General features: G+C 62.9%; 26 protein-coding genes. 15 read left to right on the top strand and 11 right to left on the bottom strand.

Going from position 1 to position 25,172, the window contains the following annotated elements:
* The first annotated feature begins 141 nt into the window (after positions 1-141).
* Entirely contained in the window at positions 142-1,266 is a 1,125-nt protein-coding gene (locus M1D89_RS10895) for an LLM class flavin-dependent oxidoreductase (RefSeq protein WP_498650452.1), read from the top strand.
* On the top strand, positions 1,266-1,727 hold the full coding sequence (locus M1D89_RS10890; protein WP_011775186.1) for a MarR family winged helix-turn-helix transcriptional regulator: 462 nt from the start codon (positions 1,266-1,268) through the stop codon (positions 1,725-1,727). The genes M1D89_RS10895 and M1D89_RS10890 overlap by 1 nt, the downstream gene beginning before the upstream one ends.
* 15 nt (positions 1,728-1,742) lie before the next feature.
* Here the strand turns inward: M1D89_RS10890 and M1D89_RS10885 are convergent, their stop codons facing one another.
* Positions 1,743-2,549, bottom strand: a complete 807-nt coding sequence (locus M1D89_RS10885) for a transglutaminase-like domain-containing protein (RefSeq protein WP_498650450.1) — start codon at positions 2,547-2,549, stop codon at positions 1,743-1,745.
* 69 nt (positions 2,550-2,618) lie between these two features.
* Entirely contained in the window at positions 2,619-3,473 is an 855-nt protein-coding gene (locus M1D89_RS10880; RefSeq protein WP_498650448.1) for a RodZ family helix-turn-helix domain-containing protein, read from the bottom strand.
* Positions 3,474-3,527: 54 nt separating this feature from the next.
* Between M1D89_RS10880 and M1D89_RS10875 the strand changes: the two genes are divergently transcribed.
* The 4 genes from M1D89_RS10875 (at position 3,528) to M1D89_RS10860 (ending at position 6,350) form a co-directional block, all read left to right on the top strand.
* Positions 3,528-4,196: a DUF1684 domain-containing protein gene (locus M1D89_RS10875; protein ID WP_498650446.1), complete on the top strand. Its 669-nt coding sequence runs from the start codon at positions 3,528-3,530 to the stop codon at positions 4,194-4,196.
* A gap of 80 nt (positions 4,197-4,276) precedes the next feature.
* A complete protein-coding gene (locus M1D89_RS10870; protein WP_498650444.1) occupies positions 4,277-4,897 on the top strand; it encodes a DM13 domain-containing protein in 621 nt (206 codons plus the stop codon).
* 100 nt (positions 4,898-4,997) lie between these two features.
* Positions 4,998-5,846: a fumarylacetoacetate hydrolase family protein gene (locus tag M1D89_RS10865; RefSeq protein ID WP_498650442.1), complete on the top strand. Its 849-nt coding sequence runs from the start codon at positions 4,998-5,000 to the stop codon at positions 5,844-5,846.
* A gap of 18 nt (positions 5,847-5,864) precedes the next feature.
* Entirely contained in the window at positions 5,865-6,350 is a 486-nt protein-coding gene (locus M1D89_RS10860) for a GtrA family protein (protein WP_498650440.1), read from the top strand.
* Positions 6,351-6,368: 18 nt separating this feature from the next.
* Here the strand turns inward: M1D89_RS10860 and M1D89_RS10855 are convergent, their stop codons facing one another.
* The 6 genes from M1D89_RS10855 to M1D89_RS10830 form a co-directional block, all read right to left on the bottom strand.
* Positions 6,369-7,535, bottom strand: a complete 1,167-nt coding sequence (locus tag M1D89_RS10855; protein WP_498650438.1) for a cysteine desulfurase family protein — start codon at positions 7,533-7,535, stop codon at positions 6,369-6,371.
* Positions 7,536-7,547: 12 nt separating this feature from the next.
* Positions 7,548-8,426 (bottom strand): carboxylating nicotinate-nucleotide diphosphorylase, encoded by an 879-nt coding sequence (gene nadC / locus M1D89_RS10850; protein ID WP_498650436.1) that lies wholly within the window; start codon positions 8,424-8,426, stop codon positions 7,548-7,550.
* Complete coding sequence (locus tag M1D89_RS10845; RefSeq protein WP_498650434.1) at positions 8,419-10,338, bottom strand: L-aspartate oxidase; 1,920 nt, start codon at positions 10,336-10,338, stop codon at positions 8,419-8,421. The genes nadC and M1D89_RS10845 overlap by 8 nt, the downstream gene beginning before the upstream one ends.
* Positions 10,339-10,408: 70 nt before the next feature.
* Positions 10,409-11,716, bottom strand: coding sequence for a quinolinate synthase NadA (nadA, locus tag M1D89_RS10840; protein ID WP_498650432.1), 1,308 nt, complete (start codon positions 11,714-11,716; stop codon positions 10,409-10,411).
* Positions 11,713-12,432 (bottom strand): NUDIX hydrolase, encoded by a 720-nt coding sequence (locus M1D89_RS10835; RefSeq protein WP_011775198.1) that lies wholly within the window; start codon positions 12,430-12,432, stop codon positions 11,713-11,715. The genes nadA and M1D89_RS10835 overlap by 4 nt, the downstream gene beginning before the upstream one ends.
* Positions 12,433-12,543: 111 nt before the next feature.
* Complete coding sequence (locus M1D89_RS10830) at positions 12,544-13,017, bottom strand: Lrp/AsnC family transcriptional regulator (RefSeq protein ID WP_498650429.1); 474 nt, start codon at positions 13,015-13,017, stop codon at positions 12,544-12,546.
* 174 nt (positions 13,018-13,191) lie between these two features.
* Between M1D89_RS10830 and M1D89_RS10825 the strand changes: the two genes are divergently transcribed.
* The 5 genes from M1D89_RS10825 to M1D89_RS10805 all read left to right on the top strand — a co-directional run bounded on the left by M1D89_RS10825 (position 13,192) and on the right by M1D89_RS10805 (position 18,000).
* Positions 13,192-14,577, top strand: a complete 1,386-nt coding sequence (locus tag M1D89_RS10825; RefSeq protein ID WP_498650427.1) for an amino acid permease — start codon at positions 13,192-13,194, stop codon at positions 14,575-14,577.
* 138 nt (positions 14,578-14,715) lie between these two features.
* On the top strand, positions 14,716-15,768 hold the full coding sequence (locus M1D89_RS10820) for a thiamine pyrophosphate-dependent enzyme (RefSeq protein ID WP_498650425.1): 1,053 nt from the start codon (positions 14,716-14,718) through the stop codon (positions 15,766-15,768).
* Positions 15,761-16,846 carry an alpha-ketoacid dehydrogenase subunit beta gene (locus M1D89_RS10815; RefSeq protein WP_498650423.1) on the top strand — a complete coding sequence of 362 codons (1,086 nt, stop codon included), beginning with the start codon at positions 15,761-15,763 and terminating at the stop codon, positions 16,844-16,846. The genes M1D89_RS10820 and M1D89_RS10815 overlap by 8 nt, the downstream gene beginning before the upstream one ends.
* On the top strand, positions 16,839-17,168 hold the full coding sequence (locus M1D89_RS10810) for a biotin/lipoyl-containing protein (RefSeq protein ID WP_498650421.1): 330 nt from the start codon (positions 16,839-16,841) through the stop codon (positions 17,166-17,168). The genes M1D89_RS10815 and M1D89_RS10810 overlap by 8 nt, the downstream gene beginning before the upstream one ends.
* Position 17,169: 1 nt before the next feature.
* Entirely contained in the window at positions 17,170-18,000 is an 831-nt protein-coding gene (locus tag M1D89_RS10805) for an alpha/beta fold hydrolase (protein WP_498650419.1), read from the top strand.
* A 3-nt stretch (positions 18,001-18,003) separates the two neighbouring features.
* On the opposite strand, the gene M1D89_RS10800 is transcribed toward M1D89_RS10805, so the two are convergent.
* Positions 18,004-18,417 (bottom strand): winged helix DNA-binding protein, encoded by a 414-nt coding sequence (locus tag M1D89_RS10800; RefSeq protein WP_498650417.1) that lies wholly within the window; start codon positions 18,415-18,417, stop codon positions 18,004-18,006.
* 86 nt (positions 18,418-18,503) lie between these two features.
* Here M1D89_RS10800 and M1D89_RS10795 point away from each other — a divergent pair, with 86 nt between their 5' ends.
* Positions 18,504-19,172, top strand: a complete 669-nt coding sequence (locus tag M1D89_RS10795; protein ID WP_498650415.1) for a phosphoribosyltransferase — start codon at positions 18,504-18,506, stop codon at positions 19,170-19,172.
* A gap of 94 nt (positions 19,173-19,266) precedes the next feature.
* Here the strand turns inward: M1D89_RS10795 and M1D89_RS10790 are convergent, their stop codons facing one another.
* Positions 19,267-20,601 carry an MFS transporter gene (locus M1D89_RS10790; protein WP_091468291.1) on the bottom strand — a complete coding sequence of 445 codons (1,335 nt, stop codon included), beginning with the start codon at positions 20,599-20,601 and terminating at the stop codon, positions 19,267-19,269.
* A 129-nt stretch (positions 20,602-20,730) separates the two neighbouring features.
* Between M1D89_RS10790 and M1D89_RS10785 the strand changes: the two genes are divergently transcribed.
* Together M1D89_RS10785 and M1D89_RS10780 are read left to right on the top strand one after the other, a co-directional pair.
* Entirely contained in the window at positions 20,731-21,477 is a 747-nt protein-coding gene (locus M1D89_RS10785) for an IclR family transcriptional regulator (RefSeq protein WP_498650939.1), read from the top strand.
* 135 nt (positions 21,478-21,612) lie between these two features.
* Entirely contained in the window at positions 21,613-22,413 is an 801-nt protein-coding gene (locus tag M1D89_RS10780; protein WP_498650412.1) for a MoaF C-terminal domain-containing protein, read from the top strand.
* 97 nt (positions 22,414-22,510) lie between these two features.
* On the opposite strand, the gene M1D89_RS10775 is transcribed toward M1D89_RS10780, so the two are convergent.
* Positions 22,511-23,956, bottom strand: coding sequence for an APC family permease (locus M1D89_RS10775; protein WP_498650410.1), 1,446 nt, complete (start codon positions 23,954-23,956; stop codon positions 22,511-22,513).
* Positions 23,957-24,192: 236 nt separating this feature from the next.
* Between M1D89_RS10775 and M1D89_RS10770 the strand changes: the two genes are divergently transcribed.
* The gene (locus tag M1D89_RS10770; RefSeq protein ID WP_498650408.1) at positions 24,193-25,167 is read left to right on the top strand and encodes an AraC-like ligand-binding domain-containing protein; all 975 of its coding nucleotides are present in this window, start codon (positions 24,193-24,195) and stop codon (positions 25,165-25,167) included.
* Positions 25,168-25,172: the final 5 nt, after the last annotated feature.

Below are 25,172 nucleotides of genomic sequence, written 5' to 3'. Positions count from 1 at the left end.
AACGCACTAACCCCTCGATAGGCAGGGCCGGGAACAATTCCCGGCCCTGCCCTGTTACAGATGCCGATACATGCAAATGCATCTAGTTTGAGGTACACTGTTTACAGAGCCCGGGACCTCGGGCAGGGAGAAAGGCACATCATGCAGATCGGCGTATTCAGCGTCAGCGACATCACCACTGACCCCACCACGGGCCACACGCCCACGGAGAACGAACGCATCAAAGCCTCCGTTGCCATCGCCAAAAAGGTGGAAGAAATCGGCATGGATGTCTATGCCCTGGGCGAGCACCACAACCGGCCCTTCTTCTCCTCTTCGCCCACCACCACCCTGGCTTACATCGCGGCCCAGACCGAGCGCATCACGCTGTCCACGGCCACCACCCTGATCACCACCAATGACCCAGTCAAGATCGCCGAAGACTTCGCCATGCTGCAGCATCTCTCCGATGGCCGCGTGGATTTGGTCCTCGGTCGTGGCAACACAGCACCGGTGTACCCCTGGTTCGGCAAGAACATCCAAGATGGCATCGAACTGGCAATCGAGAACTACAGCCTGCTCCGCAAGCTGTGGGATGAGGACACGGTCAACTGGTCCGGCAAGTTCCGCACACCCCTGCAGAACTTCACCTCGACACCGCGGCCGCTCGACGGTGTGGCCCCCTTCGTGTGGCACGGCTCCATCCGCACGCCGCAGATCGCAGAAGTTGCCGCTTACTACGGCGACGGGTTCTTCGCCAACAACATCTTCTGGCCCAAGGAGCACTACCAGCAGCTGATCGGCCTGTACCGCGAGCGCTACGAGCACTACGGACACGGCAAGGCAGACCAGGCAATTGTTGGCCTTGGTGGTCAGTTCTTCATGAGGAAGAACTCGCAGGACGCCGTCAAGGAGTTCCGTCCCTACTTCGACAACGCGCCGGTCTACGGACACGGACCGTCCTTGGAAGACTTCACCTCGCAGACTCCGCTGACCGTGGGCAGCCCGCAGGAAGTCATCGAGAAGACGCTGACATTCCGCGAGGCCTTCGGTGACTACCAGCGGCAGCTGTTCCTGATCGACCACGCCGGCCTGCCCCTGAAGACTGTGCTGGAGCAGCTGGATCTCTTCGGCGAAGAAGTCCTGCCGGTACTCCGCAAGGAATACGCCGCCATGAAGCCAGCGCACGTTCCGGACGCACCGACGCACGCCTCACGCGTCGCCGCCACGTTGGAAGCCACGGTCAGCGAATCCGCTACCGCTGGCGCTGCGGGGCAGGACGCCTGATGTCCAGCCCCTCGGCGTCCTCCGCCGTTCGCCTCGCCGCCGAAACCTGGGAGTCGTTGTTCCGCTCCCAGGTGGCGGTGATGCGGAAGCTGCAGTCGGGACCGGCATTCAAGACCCTGCCCGTCAAGGAATACGATGTGCTCTTCACGTTGTCCACATGCCCTTCGGGCCAGCTTCGGCTCAATGAAATCAACGACAAGGTCCTGCTGAGCCAGTCCAGCCTGAGCCGCTTGGTGGACCGTTTGGAGAAGCGCGGTTTGGTGGAAAGAACAACAGCGCCCGACGACGGCCGCGGAGTCCTGCTCTCACTCACCGAAGCGGGTAGCGAGCTTCAAAAAACCATCGGCCGCGAACATGTGCGGGACATCGCGCACCTGGTGGCGCCTGCGCTCACAGCTGAGGAACAGCGGGAGCTTTTGCGGCTGACCGAGAAGCTCCGCGCCTCGGTAGCTGGTCATTAACGTAATTCGCGGGCACTAACGCAAGCTGACGAGCTCCCGGGGGTCCTCCACCGGGAGCTCTCCGTTGACCGACGCACTGACCTTGAGTGTTTTCAGGGTCAGGCTGCCGCCTACGGTGGACAGGAACGCCGTATCCGATGAATCGCGTCCGGCGGTAATGCGGAGCATGGATTCGCGGGGAGCGAGTCCGGTGGGGTCGATGATGTGCCAGGCTCCGTTGATGTGTGCCTCGGCAACAGCATGGAAATCCATGGGACTCAGCCCTGGAGCATACACCGCTGCCAGGCGTGCAGGAACGTCCTTGGACCTCAAAAGGGCGATGGCGAGGTGGGCGAAGTCCCGGCACACGCCTTTCCGATGAAGCAGGGTTTCCACGGCTCCGTCAGTTCCACGCGACGAACCGCTGACGTATCGCAATTCCCCGTTCACCCAGTTGCGTACCGCTTGAAGCAGTTCGGGACCTTGCAGGCTGCCGAACTCGGCATAGGCAGTAGGCAGCAACCTGTCTGACTCCGCGTACCGGCTGGGTCGAACGTACCTGATGAGTTCCATCGGGCTCGACGTATCCGGCTCTCCCGAGCCATGAACAGTTGCCCGGTAGTCCACTGTCACTTCGCTGGGCTCAGTGAACTCCAGGTAGTGGAAGCGGCCGCCATGGTGGTCGCTGAGTTCGGCAAAGGGAACCTCAGCACCATCCATGGTGATGGACAGGGTTTCCTCCACTGCGTCGTAGCCAAGGTTGTTGGCCACAGCTATGGCCATGGCCACCTTGGTGTTGGCTGCAGTCTTGAAAACGAGCGAGGCAGCAACATTGCGTTCCATTGATCTCCGGGGTGGGTTGCGGCGGGCATCCCTATCGCCGCCGTATGTGTGAATCAGCCAATCGAAGGACTACAGATTGACCTTCAGAGACAGTAGCATCCGTTGGACATTGGCGAATTCAGGTCCGTGCACCGCGTACTTCGCGGCCAGGTCCAGAGTATCGAAAGCCTTGGCCGGTGCCACCTTCTCGTCAGCGGCGAAGGCATGGATCGCCAGGACATCCCCAAAGGAGATATCGCCTTTTCCGGCAGGGCCCTGAACACGATTCCTCAGTTCGCAGGACTGTCCGTCAGCACCCGCCACCATGTTGGTGATGCCGTAGGAGCCGAAAAATTTGTAACCCTGGACTACGCGGAAAACCACACGCGGATCAATGGTCTCAGGGCCATCCGAGTGCGGGACGTCCAAGGGAACGCTGCTGATCACGACGTACGGGCGCGCCTGCCCGGCGGGGCATGCAACGGGCGCAGCCGAAGGCAGGCCTGTCTGGAGGGTGGCGATGTAGCGTCCTTCAGCATCCTTGACCTCCACCTTCACGGCATGGGCCAGCGAGCCTGCCTCCGGCGTCACCGATTGGGCTATCCACTCCTGCGGTAGCTCAAAGCTGACGGTTTTGGCGGAGTCCGTGTACGTCTTCCAAGACACCGCCGTTGCGGCCGGGCTTGGTTCCGCGCTGGCCGACGCGCTGTCGTCTGCGCCAGGGGATACGGATGGCGAGCTGGCCGCGGTGCCCGTTGCCGGCGTCGTGCTTTCCGCAGTGCCTGTCCCTGATTCCGAACTGTTGGGCTGGGAGGTGGCCGTGGAGGTTATTCGCGGGCCTTTGTTTTCAGCGGAGCAGGAGGTGGTGGCCGCGAGTACGAAACCCGCCAGTACCACGGCAGCGAACCGCATCGGAATGCGGCGCAGGTTCAGGATGCCCTTCATTAGCCCAGCCTAGCTGCGACGATCCCGCGACACGCACAGGACTAGGCTGAGGGTATGGCTCCCGATCAGCAGGACTATTTCGAGGACGACATCCCCACTATGTCAGCGGTTGATATTGCCGACTGGCGCCTGCGGACGTTCGCTCTCTACGACAAAGTGCGTCAACTCGCAGCCACCAACCCGTTCGACGCGCATGTCTTTTGGCGACAGGAACGGGACCTGATGTTCGCTACCCATCCTGCTTCAGCGCTGACCGCGGGCATGAAAGCCTCATTTTCCGGGCTGCGAACCGCTGACTACGATCCCTCCTTTCGGATGTACGCCGCACTATCCCCCGAAGGAGCCGGTCAGGAGATGAACGTCGAAACAGGGACTGACGGCGTGGTGCCCTTTACAAGGATCGGCACGCTTGAGCTACCCGGGCTGGGCTCCCTGGCGGCCTGGCGGCTACGGAGCTATGGCGGCGGCATCTTCGTGCCCTTCCGTGATTCCACAGCAGGAAAAGATGGCGGAAGCTACGGAGCGGGAAGATACCTGCTGGACACAGTCAAAGGCTCGTTCCATGGGACGCGCGGAACCGGCGCTGAACAAGAGCTCGTGTTGGATTTCAACTTTGCGTACAACCCGTCGTGCGCCTACAACGAAGCTTGGGCGTGCCCGCTGGCTGGACCCGCAAACCGCTTGGCGGCAGAAGTACCTGTGGGGGAACTTTATCTGGGCTAGCCGACGAGTTCTGACAACGCGTCATCGGACCGTAAGCAATGGAGCACCCACAGCGGTACGGGGAAGCCTAGCCTTGGAGCATGAACACGCTGTGGAGTTTGAACCGGTTCCGGAGAGTGGTCCGGACCCACAGGATCCTTGCGTCGGTGGCAGGTTTGGTGATCCTTACAACGGTAGTGGTGGGGGCCGCACTGTTCCAGCCCTGGCGCCTCTTCACCAGCAGCAGCCTCAACGAAGCCCTGCCAGCTGCACCGTTTTCCACGAGCTCGGAACCTGCCGACAAGCCCGCAGCCATAGGCACACCATCGCCCACGGCATCCGGTCCCACGGCACCTGCTCCCACCCCGCCCGTCCCCGCAGCTCCGCTGATTCTGAGCTCGGGTGCTTTCCAATCCCAGGAGCATGAGACACATGGCACGGCCCATCTGGTGAAGCTCGCCGACGGTAGCCATCTGCTACGACTCGAGAACCTGGCCAGCAGCGACGGGCCCGACGTTAAAGTCTGGTTGAGCAGCCTGGAGGCCGGCGGTGACTGGTTCAAGTACCGTTCCGGACGATACGTGGATCTGGGTGCAATCAAAGCCACGCACGGCAACCACAACTACGCCATCCCTCCTGGGACCGACGTCGCCGGACTGACGTCTGTGGTCCTATGGTGTGACCGCTTCAGCGTTGCGTTCGGGTCGGCGCCCCTCAGCTGACGCGTTGGAAGGCCCGCTCTGCGCGCCAAAATTGTGTCGAAGGGCGTAAAACAGGCCTCGCAACGCAGGGTGAAGCTCAGGGAGGACGTAGGATGTCATCATGACTTCGCCGCTTCCCCATCGCCTCGCCCGTGTCCGGCCCACCTCGCCGCAGGCACCGGACGAGCAGTTCTTCGTGGCCAACAACGCCACGGATTTCGACTCGTTCGCCGGAACACAGTGGACCGTAGTGGACTCCCCTTTCCCGGGATCGAGGGCGAACGCCAACAGTCCTGCCACGGAGGGCTGGGAGCTTGGCGATGTGGTCAGCCAAGACGCGTTCACCTTCCTGGCCCCGTCGGTACCTGTCAACGTCTTCGGCATGGCTCACAACACCGGTCAGCCTGGCCGTGACCTGCCGCCCCAGGCCTTCCACAAAGCAGCATCCAGCGTGATCGGACCCGGCGAAGCAATCCAATTGAGCTCCACCGTGGGTTACGTGGATCCGGAAGCTGAACTGACCGTCGTCGTCGGGCGTATCTCGCGAGGTTTGACCCTGGCAACGGCGAGGTCGGCAATCCTTGGATACACCATCGGCAATGATGTCTCCGCCCGAGACCTCCAGAAGACCGACGAACTCTGGATCAGCGCCAAAAGCCAGGACACGTTCACCCCGGTCGGCCCGTGGATAGTCACGGACCTGGATGACTCGAACCTTGAAATCGGCATTGTCCACAACGGCCACGCCCTCAGGACCGCCGGTTCAGCTGATCTCGGCTGGAAAGTGGACGAGATCATGGTCTATCTGACCTCGTTCATGACCCTCCAACCCGGCGACCTTGTGCTCTCAGGGTTCCCCGCAGAGTGTGCGCGAATCCAACCCGGCGACACCGTGGTGTGCAAGGTGGAAGGAATCGGCGAGCTTCACAACCCCGTCACAGGCGCTTCCTGGGAGGACCTGCCTGCATAGTGTGTCAGGCTTGAAGGTATGGAGACAGCCGCGGACGCCACTGAGCTGCGCCCGTCTCCCTCCCCTAAACTCCAACGCAAACGGCATCGCGGCATCCTGAAGTACCCGGTGGTCCGGCAAGTGATCCGCTTCACCGGGGTTGGTGTCGTATGCACGGCAAGTTCCTTGGCCATCTATGCCTTGCTGCGTCCTTGGATTGATCCCCAATTGGCCAACGCTGTGGCACTGATCCTGACGTCGCTGATGAACACGGCCTTGAACCGCCGTCTAACATTCAAAATTACTGGCCGTAAGAAGCGGGCACAGGACCACCTGAGTGGAGTGATCGTGATCTGCATTGCGCTGGTCATTACCGGCGGGAGCCTGGGCGTCCTGCACTTGTTCCGTCCGGAAGCCACCGTCACGGAGGAGCTCTGGACCACTACATTGTCCGGGTTCGTGGCCACGGCCGTTCGGTTTACCTTGTTGCGGCATTGGATTTTTCGGCGAGCCCGGCACGTGTAACCAGCCCGGCCGCCGGTGCTAGCCTGGCTGAGGTGCCGCCAGATTCCGGACACGTCCGACGGCGGTTTCCACGGCAAGGGCTGCCTGTTCCAGTTCGGCGGCAGTGACAGTTGACGTGAAGCTGAAACGCACCGCAGTTTGTGCCGTTTCAGGGGCGATGCCGACGGCAACCAGCACCGGCGAGGGCGCGTCCGATCCTGCCGCGCAGGCCGAGCCACTGGAACACACCACCCCAAGCCGCTCGAGCTCAAGCAGCACCGACTCGCCGCTGGTGCCCGGGAAGCAGAAAGAGGCTACTGAAGGCAGCCGTTGGCTTCGGTGCCCCGTGAGCAAGGCGTCCGGAACGGTGGCGAGGATCTGATCGATGAACTGATTCCTCAGAGCGGAAACCCGCGCAGCCTGTTCGGGTTGCTCGGCGTGGGAGAGCCTTAGCGCCGTGGACAGTGCCACGGCTCCGGCCACGTTCTCCGTGCCAGAGCGCCTTGCCCTCTCCTGGCCGCCACCGTGAATGAGAGGTTCCATCCGCAGGCGGCCCTTGGTGAAAAGGACACCGGATCCCTTGGGCGCACCAAGTTTGTGTCCGGACATGCTCAGTGCATCCACGCCAAGCGCCTTAACGTCCAGCGGCAACCATCCGGCGGCCTGCACCGCGTCAGTATGGAAAGGCACGCCGTGCTCCCGTGCCACAGCCGCCAAGGCAGCAATCGGCTGGACGGTTCCGATCTCATTGTTGGCGTACATGACGCTGACCAAAGCGGTTTCGGGCCTTAACGTCGCCCGCAGGTCGTCGATCGACACCAAGCCTTCTCCATCGACCGCAAGCACGTCCACGGCGAACCCGTGCACTCGCTCCAGGTAGCGGGCCGACTCTTCCACCGCGGGGTGCTCGATTGCACTGATGACCACCCTGTTCAGCGATGGGTCGGCCGCCTGACGGGCCAGCGCAATGCCCTTCACGGCAAGATTGTCCGCTTCCGTGCCTCCGGAGGTGAAGGTCACCTCGCCGGCACGGCAGTTCAGGACCTTCGCGACGCCGGAACGGGCCTCTGCGAGCGCAGCTGCTGCCGCTTCGCCCAGGCTGTGGTGGCTGGAGGGGTTGCCGAACTCTCCGCTAAGGTATGGCCACATGGCTTCGAGGGCTTCGCGGCGAACCGGAGTGGTGGCTGCGGCGTCAAGGAAGATCATGGCGGAACGCCTTCAGTTCTGTGTGGCTTTGAGTTCGATGTCGAGGCCGAGGTCGAGCGCGGTCACGCTGTGGGTCAGGCCTCCAATGGAGATGACGTCCACGCCCGCCGAAGCGATTTCGGTGACGGTGTTAATGTTCACGTTGCCGCTGGCTTCCACGATGGCCCGCCCGTCCACTTGCTTGACTCCGGCCCGGAGCTCCTCAAGGGAGAAGTTGTCCAGCATGATGGTGTCCACTCCGGCCGCCAGCACCGGTTCAATCTGCTCGGCCCTGTCCACTTCGACTTCGAAGTGTGTGGTGTGGCCGAGCTGGGCTTTGGCGGCAACCAGCAGCTCGGTCAGCTTGGTGGAGTCGCCTCCGGTCATGACGGCCAGGTGGTTGTCCTTGGCCAGAACAGCATCGGAAAGGCTGTAGCGGTGGTTCGCTCCCCCACCGCAGCGCACCGCGTAGCGTTCCAGGACACGAAGTCCGGGCGTCGTCTTGCGGGTATCTGTGATCCGCGCACGCGTTCCTTCCACGAGCCTCACAAATTCCGCGGTCTTCGTGGCGATGGCACTCATCCGCTGCACCAGGTTCAGGCCGACTCTTTCGGCAAGCAGCACTGAGCGGGCCCTGCCGCTGACCCGCGCGAGGTGGGTTCCGGCGTCGAAGGCTTCACCGTCGGCGAGCAGGAGCTCCACCTCGGTGTCCGGGTCCACAAGCTTCATGGCGTCGTGGAAAACGGTACCGCCGCTGAAGACTCCCGGGACGCGCGCGTTCAGCACGGCGGTCGCCCGGGCATCGGCGGGAATCAGTAGTTGCGAGGTGATGTCGCCGCTGGGTGCGTCCTCCGCGAATGCCCGTTCCAGGATGTCCCGGACGGGGGCTGCGGGGAGGGTCAGGTTAGTCATTGACGAGGCTCGCTTTCCGGCTCATGGTGTAACGCTTATCAAAATCCTCGACGGCGGCTGGTGCGCTTACGCTGTCACTTCGGTAGTGCGCTCCCAGCGACTCCCGCCGCTCCCGGGCAGCGTGGACGAGCAACTGTGCCGCCAACATCAAATTGGAATCCTCATGCTCCCGGACATCAAGGGAATCCGGAACATTCAACGGCCGGACATCCCGCGCCCAAGCAGCCAAAGAGACACCAGCCTCCCGAAGCAGGCCGCCATTGCGCAAAACCCCGGCCTTTGCAGTCATCAACCGTCGCAAAGCCCCCCGCGAAAACACCCCCGCCTGCCCAAACGACGTCTCAAGAGCACCCGGCCCCGGCAAAGACTCAAACTCCCAGGAAACCGGAGCAGGCACCGGATCCAACTCCAACTCCCAAGCGTCCGGCGAGTGCGTGGAGGTAACACTTTCCAGCAGCGGCGCCGGAGGCCCCGACAGCGGACGGGCGCGGTCAACAACCGGTAGTTCCGGAGGCCCCGACAGCGCCGTTGTCGCGTGAGAGCTGGCGTCTTGTTGGTCGGCTGGCGGGGTCCCGGCAGCGTGCGTAAAAGCGAGGCCGCCCGCGGCCGAGTTAGCACGCAGAGGGACTCCGTTAGTCGACCCAACGAACCCCTCAACAGCCCTGCGCCCGAACACGAGGCCTTCGAGCAGGGAGTTGCTGGCCAGCCGGTTGGCCCCTTGGACCCCGGTACAAGCGACTTCGCCCGCAGCCAGCAACCCGGGAACAGATGTCCGGCCGTGAAGGTCTGTGACCACACCGCCCATCCAGTAGTGGGCCGCGGGTGCGACGGGAACGAGTTGCCGGGTCCAGTCGACACCGGCCTGGCGCGTCCGTTTGCTGAGGGTGGGGAAGCGCTTGGCCAGGAAGCCTTGGCCTCGCTGTTCTTCGATCACGGTGGCGTCGAGGAACACGTGGCCGTTGGGGTCACCGAGTTTGGCCAAGTGCAGGGCGATGCTCCGGGAGACGACGTCCCGGGGCGCGAGTTCTGCGTCAGGGTGGTAGTCGGGCATGAACCGGAGCCCGTTGGCATCCACCAGAATGGCACCTTCGCCCCGCACTGCTTCGGAGATCAGCAGGGGGTCGTTGTTCCCTTCTGCTTCCCTGGCCTCGGCCGGGAGCACCATGCATGTCGGGTGGAACTGGAAGAACTCAAGGTCTGCAACCGCGGCTCCAACACGCCATGCGAGCGCCAAACCATCTGCTGTAGCAACCGCAGGATTGGTGGTTTGGGCGAAAAGCTGCCCGGCTCCGCCCGTGGCGAGGAGGACGGAGTCGCCGTGTACACCGAGGTGACGTCCGTCGTGGAGGAAATTCGCTCCCACCACGCGGCCACCCTGCGGTCCGCCCAACGAGAGCGAAGTGACCTGGGCGTGCCCGATGACTTGGATCCTGCCCGCGGCCTGGAAATCCAGGACTGTCCTGATCAGCGCGGCCGCCACACCGGCGCCGGTGGCGTCGCCGCCGGCGTGCAGGATGCGCGGAGCTGAGTGGGCGGCTTCGAGACCCAAGGCGGGGTCGCCGTCGTCATCGAGGTCGAACTGCACGCCGAACCGTCCAAGCCCGGCGATGTCCAGCCGCGCCTCGGTGCACAACACCCGTACTGCTTCTTCGTTGCAGTGGCCTGCCCCTGCTTTGAGGGTGTCAGCGATGTGCGCAGCCACCGTGTCACCGGGGGCTGGCTCGTCCAACACAGCGGAGATCCCACCCTGGGCGTAATAGGTGTTGCTGTCCGCGAGCGCACCCTTGGTCAGCAGCACCACTTCCGCACCGGCTTCAGCGGCCAGCAGGGCGGAGTACAGTCCTGCAATTCCGCTTCCGACGACGATTAGCCGCTTGGGGGCAGACCCTCCAGCAACGCTCGCTGTAGTCATGTGAGGCTCGATTCGGCTAGTCCGGTGTGAAATGCCTGGTTGGGTGTGGTGGTTAGGCGTGTTGGCCTGCTTAGGCCGGTTTGGCCGCCAGCATGCGCTCCAGGGCAATCCTGGCGTTTTCCTGCACCGAGTCGTCCACGGTAATGCGGTTGACGATTCGTCCTTCCACGAGTTCCTCCAGGACCCAGGCGAGGTATCCGGGGTGGATGCGGTACATGGTGGAGCACGGGCATATCACGGGATCGAGGCAGAAGATGGTGTGCTGCGGATTTTCGGCGGCGAGCCGGTTCACCATATTGATCTCGGTGCCGATGGCGAACGTTGTGGGTTCGGTAGCGGCAGCGATGGCCTTCTTGATGAAGTCGGTGGAACCGGCGGAGTCGGCGGCGTCCACTACCTCCATGGGGCACTCGGGGTGGACGATCACGTTGACACCCGGGAAGTCTTGCCGGGCTTTTTCGATCTGGCCCACGTTGAAGCGCTTGTGAACTGAGCAGAAGCCATGCCAGAGGATGACGCGGGAGTCCAACAGCGCCTGTTCGTCGTTGCCTCCGAGTTCCTTGCGCGGGTTCCACATGGGCATCTGTTCCAGCGGGACGCCCAGTGCCTTGGCGGTGTTGCGGCCCAAGTGCTGATCGGGGAAGAACAGGACCCGCTGACCGCGCTCGAAGGCCCATTCCAGGACCACTTTGGCGTTGGACGAGGTGCAGACGATTCCACCGTTGCGCCCACAGAACGCCTTGAGCGCAGCGGAAGAGTTCATGTACGTGACGGGGATGACGGGCACACGGCCGGATGCGTCCGCCTCCGTGCCGAAAATTTCCTCCAACTGCTCCCAGCATTCCTCCACGGAGTCTTCATCTGCCATGTCCGCCATGGAGCAACCTGCAGCGAGGTTCGGCAGGATCACAGCCTGTTCAGGCGTTGAGAGGATGTCCGCTGTCTCGGCCATGAAGTGGACCCCGCAGAAGATGATCGCCTCGGCGTCCGGCTTGGTTAGTGCTGCGTTGGCAAGCTGGAACGAGTCGCCTACGAAGTCCGCGTACTGGATGACTTCGTCACGCTGGTAAAAGTGGCCCAAGATGACCGCGCGGTCCCCGAGTGTCGCTTTGGCCGACCGGATGCGGGCGTCAAGTTCGGCGTCGGTGGCTTTCTTGTACTCTTCCGGCAGCTGACCCTGGCGGGGCGTGGCCTTGGGCGCAACGTCGTCGCTTGAGGCGCCCGGGCCGTAGGCGGGCTCACCAGCAAGGGACTCGGCAAGGTCGTACTCCCATGGGCCCCTGGCCAGGGCCGGGCTGCACGTGGACCCTGCGCGGGAGAGGCCCTTCTCGGCTTCTTCGCGAGTGATCAGCTGGACGGCAGTGTTGACGCTGCTCATGGTGTACTCCTGTTGTCTGGCCCGAGGCCGGGCGTGCCGGTGAAGCGGTAGAGGCGTGGTGGGCGGTGTTTTCCGCCTTGGAGGTATTCACCGGTTTCTTCGATTTCCGGTGTCGCCTTGACGTGTCTGCGGAAGTTTGCGGGATCGAGCTGGCGGTCCAGCACGGCCTCGTAGACCTCGCGGACTTGCGCGAGCGTGAAGAACTCTCCCAGCAGGTGGTACGCAATGGACCCATAGGCCATCTTGTTGCGGAGCCGCCACAGGGCGTAGTCCACGATTGCGTTGTGGTCAAAGGCAAGCTCGCCGAGCCGATCCGCCCGGAACCAGCGCACATTCTCGGATTCGTCTGCGAGGGCGGCCTCGGTGGGTTGGACCAACGCCCAGTACACGATGGACACGACCCGCTGGGTGGGTGACCTGTGGAGGCCGCCGAAAGCGTAGAGCTGCTCAAGGTAGTGGGGAGCCAGGCCGGTGGTCTCGCGGAGGTTCCGTGAGGCTGCGTCCTGGAGCGATTCATCGTGGGCCAATGGCCCGCCCGGGAGCGCCCACATGTCTTTGTAAGGCTCACGGATGCGGCGGACCAGCGGGAGCCACAAGGTGGGACGTCCGGATTTCTCGCTGGGGCGGAGCGCGAAAATCACCGTTGAAATAGCCAACGACGGCGGCGCGAGACGCCGCTCGGCTACGTTCGCTGAGTTGGTGTTCACGGCGTTCACCTCGCTTTATCGCCGTCCTGAATGCTCCCCTTGAAGCAGGAGTATTAGTTAAAGTCATCTTGACTAGAACTAATGGTACGGCTCAATTGGTGGTGAGCAAAATGCTTTACGTCACACTATTTTCACGGCCGCTTCCATCAGCGGCAGGGTGCGGCCTTGGATGTGACTGTTCAGGACAATGACCGATGAGCACCGGACCACCGACTTGGTTGCGATCATGGCATCGAGCACCCGCTGCATATCCGGGTTGGACCGCGCCGCGATCCTCACCATGAGGTCCGAGTTTCCCGTGACTGTATGGACCTCGATAATTTCCGGGATGGCGCTCAGGCTTTCGATGATGGCATCGTGGCCAATCTCCTGTGTGATGGTCACCGAGCAGAACGCCACCACGGGAAAACCAAAATTGGCCGGATCCGGCTGCGGAACCCAGGAACCAATCACCCCGTTCTCAATCATCCGGTCAATCCGGGACTGCACCGTTGCCCTGGCGACCCTGAGCACGCGGGAGGCCTCCAGCACTGAGGATCGCGGTGAATCAGTGAAGAAACGTACAATTTTTGCATCAAGCGCATCGACCAGCATCAAAGTTCCTGTCCCCGGGGATCCGTACCCATCACATCGCTACAGCAAAAAGTGATGTATCTTACAAACTGCGAGAATTATTCCACGGCTCTTGCTGCGTCGTCGACGCCTGCGTGCCAAGCCCATGAGGCCAGCACGCCAAACCAGCATGTAATCCATAGAAGGTAGACACGTATGACAACGAAGTCCATCGCGGCTCCCGCCCCAACATCCGGCCTCGGCCATTCACTCAAACCGCGCCAGCTCACCATGATGGGGCTCGGCAGTGCAATCGGCGCAGGCCTCTTCCTCGGTTCAGGGGCGGGCGTCCAGGCCGCTGGTCCCGCAGTGCTTATTTCCTACCTCGTCGCCGGGACGCTGATCATCCTGGTCATGTGGGCCCTCGGAGAGATGGCAGCCGCAAACCCGAACAGCGGCGCGTTCTCCGTGTACGCAGAGAAAGCCATGGGCAAGACCGCCGGCGGAACCATCGGCTGGCTGTGGTGGCTCCAGTTGGTAGTGGTCATTGCCGCCGAAGCCATCGGAGCGGCCGGACTGCTGTTCTCCATCTGGCCCGTCATCCCCGTCTGGGTCCTCGCGCTGGTCTTCATGGTGGTCTTCACGGGCATCAACCTGGTGGGCGTCCGCAACTTCGGCGAGTTCGAATTCTGGTTTGCCATCCTCAAGGTGGCCGCTATTGTCATCTTCCTGCTGATCGGCGCAGCCCTGCTGTTCGGTTGGCTGCCCAACGCCCCCTCCCCCGGATTCTCGGCGTTTGGCGACTTCGCCCCCAACGGCATCGGGGGCATCGCCGCCGCCTTGTTCGTAGTGATCTTCGCCTTCGGTGGAACCGAGATCGTCAGCGTTGCTGCCGCCGAAACCGAGAACCCTGCCCACAGTGTGGGCAAGGCCATCCGTACGGTGGTCTGGCGCATCCTGGTCTTCTACATCGGCTCCGTGTTTGTCATCGCAGCCGTTCTTCCCGTGGGCTCGGAGGGCCTGAAGTCCCCGTTCGCCGGCGTGCTGGACCTTGCGGGAATCCCCGGTGCCGGCGCGGCAATCACCCTGGTAGCAGTCGTTGCCCTGCTGTCCGCCCTCAACGCCAATCTCTACGGCGCCTCCCGCATGATTTTCTCCCTCTCGGAGCGCGGGGAAGCTCCCCGCTTCCTGTCCCGCCTTAGCGGCTCAAAGGTTCCCGTTGCCGCCGTCGGAATTTCGGTTGCCTTCGGCTTTATCGCCACGGTCCTTGAATTGCTGTTCCCGGAGAAGATCCTGCCGGCTCTGCTGAACCTCGTGGGCTCCACCTGCCTGGTGGTCTGGGGTACCGCACTGGTGTCGCAGTTCATCCTGCGCCGCAGGGCGGACCGGGACGGCACAGAGCTGCCGCTGCGCATGAAGGGATTCCCCTTCCTCACCATCGTCGGCCTCGTCCTGCTGGGCCTCATCCTGGTGGTGGGCTTCGCCAACCCCGAAAGTGCCGGTCAACTGATCGGAACATTCATCCTGATCCTGGTCATAGCCGCGGGCTGCTTCATTAATGCCAAGTCAAAGGCTGCCAAACACTCCACATCCGTCGAGTAACCAACTGCCTATCGACACAAAGAAGCCCTGCACAGTTTGTACTGTGCAGGGCTTCTTTGTTTGCCCAAATTGTACAAACCGTTTCGTTTGAACTGAGCTGATTGCGCATACCCTCATCGGGTGACTAGGGTCACAGCCATGACTACAAATCCCGTGCTGGCCGCCGTCGATGATGACGCCGCCCCGCTCACCCACCAGCAACTGCGTGAGCTGTACACCCTGATGGCAGCCGTCCGGCACCTGGACTCCTCAGCCGTGGCCTGGCAGCGCCAAGGGATCATCCCGGGCTACGCGCCGGAACTCGGCCAGGAGGCCGCGCAGGTGGGCAGCGGCTACGCCGTTGACCGGACCAGGGACTTCGTCTTCCCCACCTACCGCGAGATGGGTGTTGCCCGGGCGATGGGCCTGGACATGGTGGGCTACATGTCCACGCACAAGGCCACATGGCACGGCGGCATGTACAACCCGCTGGAATCCCGGTTCGCACCCATCCAGGCCGTGGTGGCGGGGTCAGTGTTGCACGCTGTTGGCTGGGCCCACGGCCAGACCCTGGCCGGCCACGCTACGGGTGAAACGGGCGTAGCCATGACATACTTCGGCGACGGCGCCTCCTCTCAGGGCGATGTCCACGAAGCCATGAACTTCGCCGCAGTCATGAAGGCCCCTGTGGTCTTCTTCATCCAGAACAACGGCTGGGCCATTTCCGTGCCCACGGAACGCCAGGTTGCCGGCGGCTCCGTCGCAGCTCGCGCCGCAGGCTACGGAATCCCCTCCTTGCAGGTGGACGGCAACGACGTCGTTGCCGTCTTTGAAGCAACTCGTTCCGCTTTCGCGCACTGCCGCGCGGGCAACGGACCCGTGGTCATCGAAGCCATGACCTACCGCCGCGGTCCGCACTCAACCGCCGACGATCCCGGCCGCTACCGCACGCTGGAGGAGGAACGCCTCGACGCCGGGGAGGATCCGCTGGAGCGGTTCAAGCAGCAACTCCTCGCCGAAGGAGTGGCCGACGAGGCCTTCTTCGCAGAGGCGCAGCGCTTGGCCGAAGAAGAGGAAGAAGCCGTCCGGACAGGCATAGCGGATTTGGGTCCAAGGCCCGGCGCCGAAATGTTCAGCCTGGTCTTCCAAGAACCAACGCCAGCCCTTCAATCCCAAGCCACCACGTGGCGCGAGGAGTCCGAACATGCCTGAGACCATCACCGATCTGCGAATCACGGACAACAGCGCGAACACCGCTACTGCCGGCGTTCAGCAGCTGTCCATGCAGCAAGCACTCAACCGCGCACTGGACGAGATCCTGGCTGAGAACCCCAAGACCGTCATTTTTGGCGAGGACTGCGGGCGGCTGGGCGGCGTCTTCCGCATCACCGACGGCCTCCAGGCGAAACACGGCGAGGCACGCGTCTTCGACACCCCCCTTGCCGAGTCCGGCATCCTCGGCATGTCCGTGGGCCTGGCAATGGCGGGCTTCCACCCCATTCCCGAAGTCCAGTTCGACGGTTTCGCCTACCCGGCCATCAACCAGATCGTCTGCCAAATCGCCCGGATGAACTACCGCAGCCGCGGCACACTGCCCATGCCCATCACGTTGCGCGTGCCCAGCTTCGGCGGTATCCGCGCACCGGAACACCACGGCGAGAGCCTGGAGGCGCTCTTCGCCCACGTTCCCGGGCTCAAGGTGGTCTCCCCCTCCAACCCGCACGACGCTTACCACCTGCTGAAGTACGCTGCCACCCGGCCGGACCCGGTGATCTTCATGGAGCCCAAGTCCCGCTACTGGCAAAAGGGTCCGGTGGACGTCACCACCACAGTGCCCGGTGAGGCAGCCCACGACGGCTGCACATCCAACGGCGACAGCCTCACCGGCGCTCGCGTTGCCAGGGAAGGCCGTCACCTCACGCTCGTTGCCTGGGGCGCCATGGTCTCCCGCTGCCTGCAGGTTGCTGAGCTTGCGGCCGAGGACGGCATCGACGTCGAGGTCCTGGACCTGCGCTGGCTGAAACCGATTGACGCAGAAGCCCTGGCGAGGTCCGTCGGGAAGACGCGCCGCGCCGTCGTCGTCCATGAAGCGCCGCTGACCTCGGGCCTGGGTGCCGAGGTGGCCCAACTCATCACGCAGAGCTGCTTCGCAACGCTCAAGGCGCCGGTGGAACGCGTGACCGGCTTCGACGTGCCCTACCCCTCCGGAGACCTGGAGGACGAATACATCCCCAACATCGACCGCATCCTCTTTGGGATCCAACGCGTACTGGAGTACCGCCGTGGCTGAAATTTCCTTCCCGCTCCCCGACCTCGGTGAGGGCCTCATTGAGGCAACCGTGCTGGACTGGCTGGTGGAGCCCGGTCAGCAGGTGGAACGCAACCAACCGATCGTGGAGCTCGAAACCTCGAAATCGGCCCTCGAATTGCCGAGCCCGCAGGCGGGTAAAGTGGTGCGTATTCACGGAGCGCCCGGTGACACCATCAACGTTGGCGAGCCGCTGATTGTGTTCGAGGTTCCGGATGACACCGCCGGAATCGTGGGCACTGTTCCCAAGGACGAAGCACCCAAGCGCCGGGTCCGCCTGAGCGCCGTACTCGATGAGGACTGACATGATGACCGGCAGGCACACCATGGAACAGCACAGGCACACGGTAGAGGGAACGGACCCCGGGCTGTTCGTGGAAGTTCACGAGCCGGCCACCGATGCCGGCCTGCGCCCTGTCCTGCTGATCCACGGCTTCTCTTCTTCCACCAAACTGAACTGGGTGGACAGCGGGTGGATCACCACCCTGCAGGATGCCGGCCGCCGGGTCGTCACGGTAGACCTGCCGGGTCACGGCCGGAGCCACTCCCCCGAGGACCTGGATTCGTACACGCCCAGCCGCATCCGCGCTGACCTTCTCCAAATAGTGACCGACGCCGGTGCCCGGCCCTTGCGCGACGGCGACCCGTCCACGGGACTGGACGTCATCGGATACTCGCTCGGTTCGCGGTTGGCTTGGGAATTCGGCGCCACCCAGCCGGACCTGGTTCACCGCATCGTCCTGGGTGGGCCGAGCTCGGCAGATCCGCTGGCAGCTTTCGACCTCGTTGCTGCCCAGCGGCACCTGGCCGATGGCACGCCCATCGGGGACGCCTCCACCGCCGGGCTGCTGAAGATGGCCCAGATGCTTCCAAGCAATAACCTGTTCGCCATGTTGTCGCTGATCGAGGCTATCAAGGGTGAGCCCTTTGATCCCGCGGAGGCCGCCCCGCACATGCCCCTCCTGCTCGTAGCCGGAGAGAAGGACGAACGGGCGGCTACCATGCCGGAGCTGGCGTCCATCGCCGGCAAGCGCGGAGGCATGGTGGAGACTCTGGTGATTCCGGGACGCACCCATACCAATGTGATAACCAGCCGGGCGTTCAAGGAAGCCGCCGTCGAATTCCTCGGGGTGTAGCAGTCAGCGGGCCAGTCGCTCAGCGTTAAGGCTCATGCGTTCCAGCACGCTGAGGGCCATCGCGTACTCGTCGATGCCGATGCCCATGGACAAGTCCTGACGCGCTTCTTCCACCACTCGTTGAGCCTCGTGGTATTTTTCCCGACCCCGTTCGCTCAGTGCCAGCCTGTCATCGATCATGGTGATCATTCCACGCCCCACCAAGGCCGCAAGTTCCCGTTCGCGTAGCCGGACATCGCCGCCCCACAGCGGCTGCAGGATGTCCTCCAGCTGATCCGGCAACAGGGCACCCTCCGAAAGAGTGCCCAGGGTGTGCCATTGGCGCTTAGTGAGCTTGATCCTGGCCAAGGTGGCGTCCAGCTGGACTTCCAACGCGGCGTCCAGCCTTTTGATCCAATATCCGATGGGCTTGTTCACAAGGCCATGCTTTCAGCGGGGGCGCCACCGGGCAAGGTCCGGACGGTAGGCTTGGGAGTGCAACGAATTACGTGGAAGTGGAGCAGATGGGCATGCGTTTTAGGGACCGCGCGGAAGCCGGTCGACGCCTGGCTGAAGGACTCCCCCAGCTGAGGGAGCGGCCCAATACCATCGTCCTGGGCCTGGCCCGTGGCGGAGTCCCGGTAGCGGCAGCCGCAGCCGCAGAACTGTACTTGCCGTTTGGCGCTGTGCTGGTCCGCAAGCTGGGCATACCGGGGCGTGACGAGACCGCTTTCGGAGCCTTGGCGTGGTCCCAGGGGGACGTCCTGCGGATCGTCAACAGGCCCTTGAAAGAGCTTGTTCTCGCCCACGGCATTTCCCAGTCCGCCTTGGATGCGGTGGAAGCGCATGAGCGTGCCGAACTTATCCGTCGCGCCAACCGCTACCCGGGTATAGGCCACGATCTCCGCGGAAAGACCGTGGTGCTGGCCGACGACGGCCTGGCTACGGGAGCCACCATGCGGGCAGCCGTGGAGGCGGTCCGGGCGGGCGGCGCCAGCACAGTTGTCGCCGCAGTACCGGTGGCATCACTGGAAGCCTCGACGTCGCTGGGCCGGGTTTGCGACTTTGTGATGGCCTTGCACACTCCCGGCAAGTTCCATGCGGTTGGCGCCTTTTACGAACGCTTCGAGCAGTTGTCGGACGACGACGTCGTAGGTCAACTTGAAGCTGCAGAGGCCAGCGGCCGCAAGTAGCCGCCGTCCTCCATGAACACGAAGAGTCCTGCATGGACGCAAAGAAGGGCGCGGTCCCATGGACCGCGCCCTTCTTTTTACTTTGTTGCAGCTTCTAGTGGTGGACGCTGTAACCCAACGGCCGGCCGCGGGTTTCCTTGGCCAGGATCACGCCAATGGCAGAGATGACGCACAGCACCATGATGTAGATGCCCACCGAGCCGGACCACTTGGTGGTGTCCAGGAGTGCTTGGGCAATGAGCGGAGCGAAGGCGCCGCCCAAAATTGCACCCAACGCGTACCCGATGGAAATTCCCGAATAGCGGACCTGGGCCGGGAACATCTCGGCGTACATGGCGGACATCGGACCGTAGGACAGACCCAACCCAATGGTGAGGACGAACAACGCGGTTCCGTAGAGCACGATGTCCTTGGAATCAATCAGCACGAACATGGGAATCATCCATGCAAAGACCAGGCCGTAGCCGATGAGGAAGGTCTTGACGCGGCCTATCTTGTCCGACAACCAGCCGCCCACCATGGTGAAGATGAGCCACCCGAAGGAAGCGATGGTAGTGGCCAGCAAAACCTGGGGCGTGGGCATCTTCAACGTTCTTGTGGCGTAGGAGATGAAGAAGGCAATCAACAAGTAGCCAGCGGCGTTGTTGGCGATGAAGATCAGCGCGGCCAGGACCACTTCCTTCTTGTTCTTCCGGAACAATTCGCCCAGGGGCGCCTTGCTTTCAGCCTTTCGCTGGGCGATCTCCTTGAAGACAGGGCTTTCGCCAACTGCGCGTCGAATCAGGTAGCCCACCACAATGAGGACCACGGACAGCAGGAACGGAACGCGCCATCCCCAAGACGCGAAATCTTCCTTGGACATGCCCGACTGCAGCAGGAACAACAGCCCGGTGGCCAGGATCATGCCGATCGGAACACCGATCTGCGGGTAGGCACCGAAAAGTCCGCGCTTTTTGAGGGGCGCGTGCTCCACAGCCATCAGTGCAGCACCACCCCATTCGCCGCCGGCCGAGAATCCTTGGACAACGCGCAGGGTGATCAGCAGGATAGGAGCCCAGACGCCGATGGTGGCATAGGTGGGCAGCATCCCGATCAACGCGGTGGCAGCACCCATCATGACCAACGTCATAACGAGCACGGCCTTGCGGCCGAGGCGGTCACCGAGGTGCCCGGCTACGAAAGCACCCAGAGGCCTGAACAAGAAGCTGATGCCGATCGTGGCGAACGACAGGAGCTGGGCGACGCCCGGGTTGGACTTCTCCAAAGGAGAAAGGAACAACGGCGCCAACAGCGTGGCCGTCAGCTGGGCAAAGATGAAGAAGTCGTACCACTCAATGGTGGTGCCCACCAGCGTCCCGGCCAGAACCCGGCGCTCTTCGCGCTTGGTGCTGGGCCCTGACGGTGAATCGACAGTGGAAGTTTCGGTCATTGGAACTCCATGGGGTGAGAGTGACTGGTCGGCACGTGACTTGCATTAACCGACAGAACGGTCAGTTAGGAAAGAATACTACAACCTGTGACTCAAAGCACAGACCCCTGTCGTGTCGGCCACCATAGAATGGTTCGCATGAATCCCCGCAGCGACGTCAAAGGTCCGCCGGAAACGGCAACGCAGGTTCCGCCGTCGCAAACGCTTTCACGCGGAATCCGGGCACTGGAGATTCTGGCAGCAGCTGAACGCCCCCTCAGCATTGCCGAACTCACGGAGGCGCTGGGCGTCCACCGGTCCGTGGCCTATCGCATTTTGCGGACGCTGGAGGACCACTCGCTGCTGGTGCGTGACGACTCCGGCCGTGTGCAGCCGGGCCCCGGGCTGTCAGTCCTGGCCCGCGGAGTATCGCGGAACCTGCAAACGGCAGCACTGCCCGAGCTCACCCAGTTGGCGAACACACTGCACATGACTGCCTTCGTGGCGGTGTGGGACCACCAGGAATGCGTCAACCTGGTCACCGTCGAGCCGCGACACTCAGGTGCCGCCCTCGCCCAGCACCCGGGCAACCGCCACCCCATCGCCACCGGCGCCCCCGGGATCGCCATCCAATCGACCATGACAGAGGAGCGCTGGCAGCAGGTAGGAGCAGGGAACCCCTACCGCGCCGAAGCTCACGAGGCACGCCGCCTGGGCTACGCAACCAGCCATGATGAAGTCATCGCCGGCCTGTCCTCCATCGCTGCCCCCATCCGGATCCCAGGCGGGCGGCCGGCAGCAATCGCCGTCGTCTATATCCGCCTGGACCAGGACGCCGACGCAGTGGGCAAGGCGCTGGCCGCCAGTGCTGCACGGATCGAAAGCCAACTGGCCTGAACCCCTCCCCCTGAACCTTTCCTCTCACGTCAAGTGATGTGCCGCACAGCACAAGACGACGGCCACAGTAAAGCAAATACTCGAAGAAGGACCGGACACACCGTCCGGTCCTTCTTTCGAGCACGAGAAGGAACCATGAGCCTGAATCTCCTTGACACCTCCAACTGGCTGCCACTGGACGGCCTTGCCCCCGGCTTCGACGCCAACAAGGCCCCGACCGTGCAAGACCTGGCGGGACAACAATTTTGCCTGCGCGGTGACGGCGGCCCCATGACGTTCAGCTTCGACGACGAAGAAGTTCAATGGGCCGCGGCCGGTCAGGCCGGAACCTCAACCTATGAGGCCTTCCTGGTAGCCGAGGAGTTGTACTACGCCCAATGGCAGAGTCCCCAGGACCCGGAACTCGCCGTTTCCCTGGTGTTGGACCTCTTACACGGCCGGGCACTCTACATTGGCGCCACGCTCGGCAGGGCAACACCCTCCAGCGTGGCCGTCCACCATGATTTCCGCCCCGGGCTCCTCGATGGACACAGCATCACAGGTACGGAAATCGCAGAAAGCCATGCACTCATCGGCCGCCGCGTCGAATGGGTCTACAGCGAAACCCACGCTTACGAGCACATTTACCTCAGCCCCACTTGGTACACGTGGCAATGCCTGGCCGGTCCGGAACGCGGCTTGGCGGACACAGACTCCAACACCGTGTTCCAGATCCGCCCCGGAATTTTCGTGTTCACCTGGCGCGAGAAAGTCATTCCGTGCGGCTCCGTGACCATCGCCGACCACCGCGACCCCCATGCCATCAGGTCCCACGGCAGCCTCTTCGGGTGGGACGAGGCAGGCACGGACCCCGTGCACTTCACCTTCGGTGCACACGGCCGCTTGGTCAGCATCACTCACCACACGCCGGAACTGAACCCGGCCAAGGGTATGTAACGCAACGGAAGAAGCCCCGGCGAGAGCAAGAACTGCTCGCCGGGGCTTCCTTTACGCGGAGAAGGTATCAGTCCTCCGCCCCGTGGCCGATCCGGGCCTAGAGGGCCGGCTGCGAGCGCCGGAGGCGCAAGCCCCACATGACACCCACAACCCCGGGCAGGAGTACCAGCATCGGCAAGACAAAGGTAGCCGCGGTTGATTCGGTCTGTCCCAGCAGAACGTTGAAGTTCGCCAGGATGAGCACAAAGACAACGGCAAGTAGCACGAAACCCAGACCAGGAGCGATCACTCTTACCCACAGGTTCGCCCCGTGCTGCTGCCGGCGGAAGAAACCGATCACAGCTACCGACACCACGGTCATCAGCAGCACCAGCCCCATGGCACCGCTATTGGTCAGCCAAGTGAACATGGTCAGCACGGGGTACAGTTCACCGAGTTCGGAACCCGCACCGGCAATCGCGAAGCCAAGCGTTACGACGGCGGCGATCACCGTTTGCGCCAGCGAACCGGCGAACGGTGCCCCGCTTTCCGCCCTCACCTTGGCGAGCACCGAAGGCAGGACGCGCTCGCGGCCGAGGGAGAAGAAGTAACGCGCTACGGCATTGTGGAAACTAACGAGTGCGGCGAAAAGGCTGGTGACAAAGAGAACCTGGGCGATGTCGCTGAGCAGTTGGCCCCCGTGGGCGCCGAGGAAAGCGAAGATCATATCCGGTCCGTTGGTAGTAGCCGCCTCGACAACGGCGGACGGTCCCGCCCCTACGGTCATTGCCCAGGCGGAGACGGCATAGAACACGGCAATGATTCCCACAGCTGCAAACGTTGCCCTTGCGACTGTTCGTTTGGGGTCCTTGGATTCTTCACCGTAAATTGCAGCGGATTCGAAGCCCATGAAGGCGGCTATTCCGAAGGAGAGGACTGCGCCGATCCCGGGAACAAAGAGGCTTTCGGGGCTGAAAGTCACTGCACTGATGCCTTCCGGAGCCACAGCCAGGCTGACGATGTCGTACACGATCACCACCAGGAATTCGAGGGCCACCAGGACACCAAGCACCTTTGCGGACAGGTCCACCCTGTTCACACCCAACCATCCGACGATTGCAATGCAGACGAGCACCGGGATCCACCAGGGAACACTGACGCCAAGCCGCGCGGACAGGAGCGAGGAGACCGTGAAGCCGAACAACCCGTAAATGCCCACCTGCATCAGGTTGTAGGCCATGAGTGCAATCAGCGATGCCCCCACACCGGCGGGCCTGGAAATGCCCTGCGCTATGTAGGCGTAGAAGGCGCCGGCGTTGGTGATGTAGCGGCTCATTGCCGCGTAGCCCACGGCAAACAGCGCCAGGATTCCGCCCAGAAGCAGGAATGACAACGGCACGCCGGTCACGCCGGTGACCGCGAAGGTGGTGGTCACGCCTCCCGCCAGCACGGTCAGCGGTGCGGAGGCCGCGATAATCATGAAGGTCACTGCCGGTACGCCGAGCCGCCTTTTGTTGCCGACTGTTCCGGCGGTCCTGCCCTTGACGGGGTTATCCACGCTCATAGTGTGCTCCTGCCTCGGTGCCGCGGGAGATTGCACGGCACGGTGTCTGTCATTCCGCAATCTTCCACCGCAGGAAGCGTGCGTGACTTGTCTCACACGGCAGGGTATTTGTCGCTGCACGCAAGCACGGCGGCGCGTGGGCCCCGGTGTAGAATCGTGGGCAAGCTCACGTCCGCGTTATCGGCATTACAGCCGGGAAGTCAACGGCGCCTGCGGGGCCATTGAAAGGGAGTTTGATGACCGTCGCGGCTGATACGGGCCCCGCAACCGTGGAAACCATCGTGGCGGAGTCGTTCCAGGAGTGGAGCAAAGCAATATCCACTTCCTTCGTGCCCCTGTTGGCAACGGGACCGCGCAGTTCTTCACTCCAAGGGGCAGCCTTCCACGGAACCATGCGTTCCCGGGTGCTGGGGCAGATCTCCGTGGTGGAGATTACTGCCGGGCCTCATACGGTCATGCGCACTCCGGAGCTGATTGCTAAGTCCACAGGGCGCTTCTTTAAACTCAGCATCCAACTCGCTGGATCGGGTCGCCTGGTTCAGGACGAACGCGAAGCCGTGTTACGTCCCGGCGACCTGTCTATTTACGACACCTCCCGCCCGTATCAGTTAACGTTCGACGACGACTTCCGCACCTTGGTGCTGATGTTCCCGCACGTTTTGCTGGATCTGCCGGCCGAGGCCATGGGCCATGTCACTGCCTTGCGCATTCCGGGCGACGAGGGCCTCGGCGAATTGATCAGCCCGTTCCTGGTGAAAGTGGCTGACAACCTTGAAGCCCTCTCGGGCACCAATGGCCTCCGGCTGGTTCACAATGCTTTGGATCTGGTAACCACACTCTTCAACGGTGAACTCGACCAGCTGATCGAGACCGGCCGGGATCCCCACCTCCTGCTGCTCGGCCGCATCCACGATTACATTGAAGCCAACCTCGGCGATCCGGAGCTCTCCCCGGGAACCATCGCCGCAGCCCACTACATCTCGACGCGACACCTGCATGATCTCTTCCAGGAAATCGGGACCACCGTGGCCTCTTCCATTCGGCAACGACGACTCGAACGATGCCGGCGCGATCTTAGGGACCCGGTCCTGGCAGATCGACCGGTCACTGCCATCGCAGCCCGGTGGGGGTTCACCGACGCAGCCCATTTCAGCCGGATCTTCCGGGCAGCATTCGGGAACTCCCCCACCGGCTACCGCAACAGCCACTAACGGTT

This window comes from Arthrobacter sp. D3-18 (assembly GCF_054408525.1).
The sequence above is the reverse complement of the archived record's forward strand: the minus strand, read 5'-3'. Positions and strand labels throughout refer to the sequence as shown.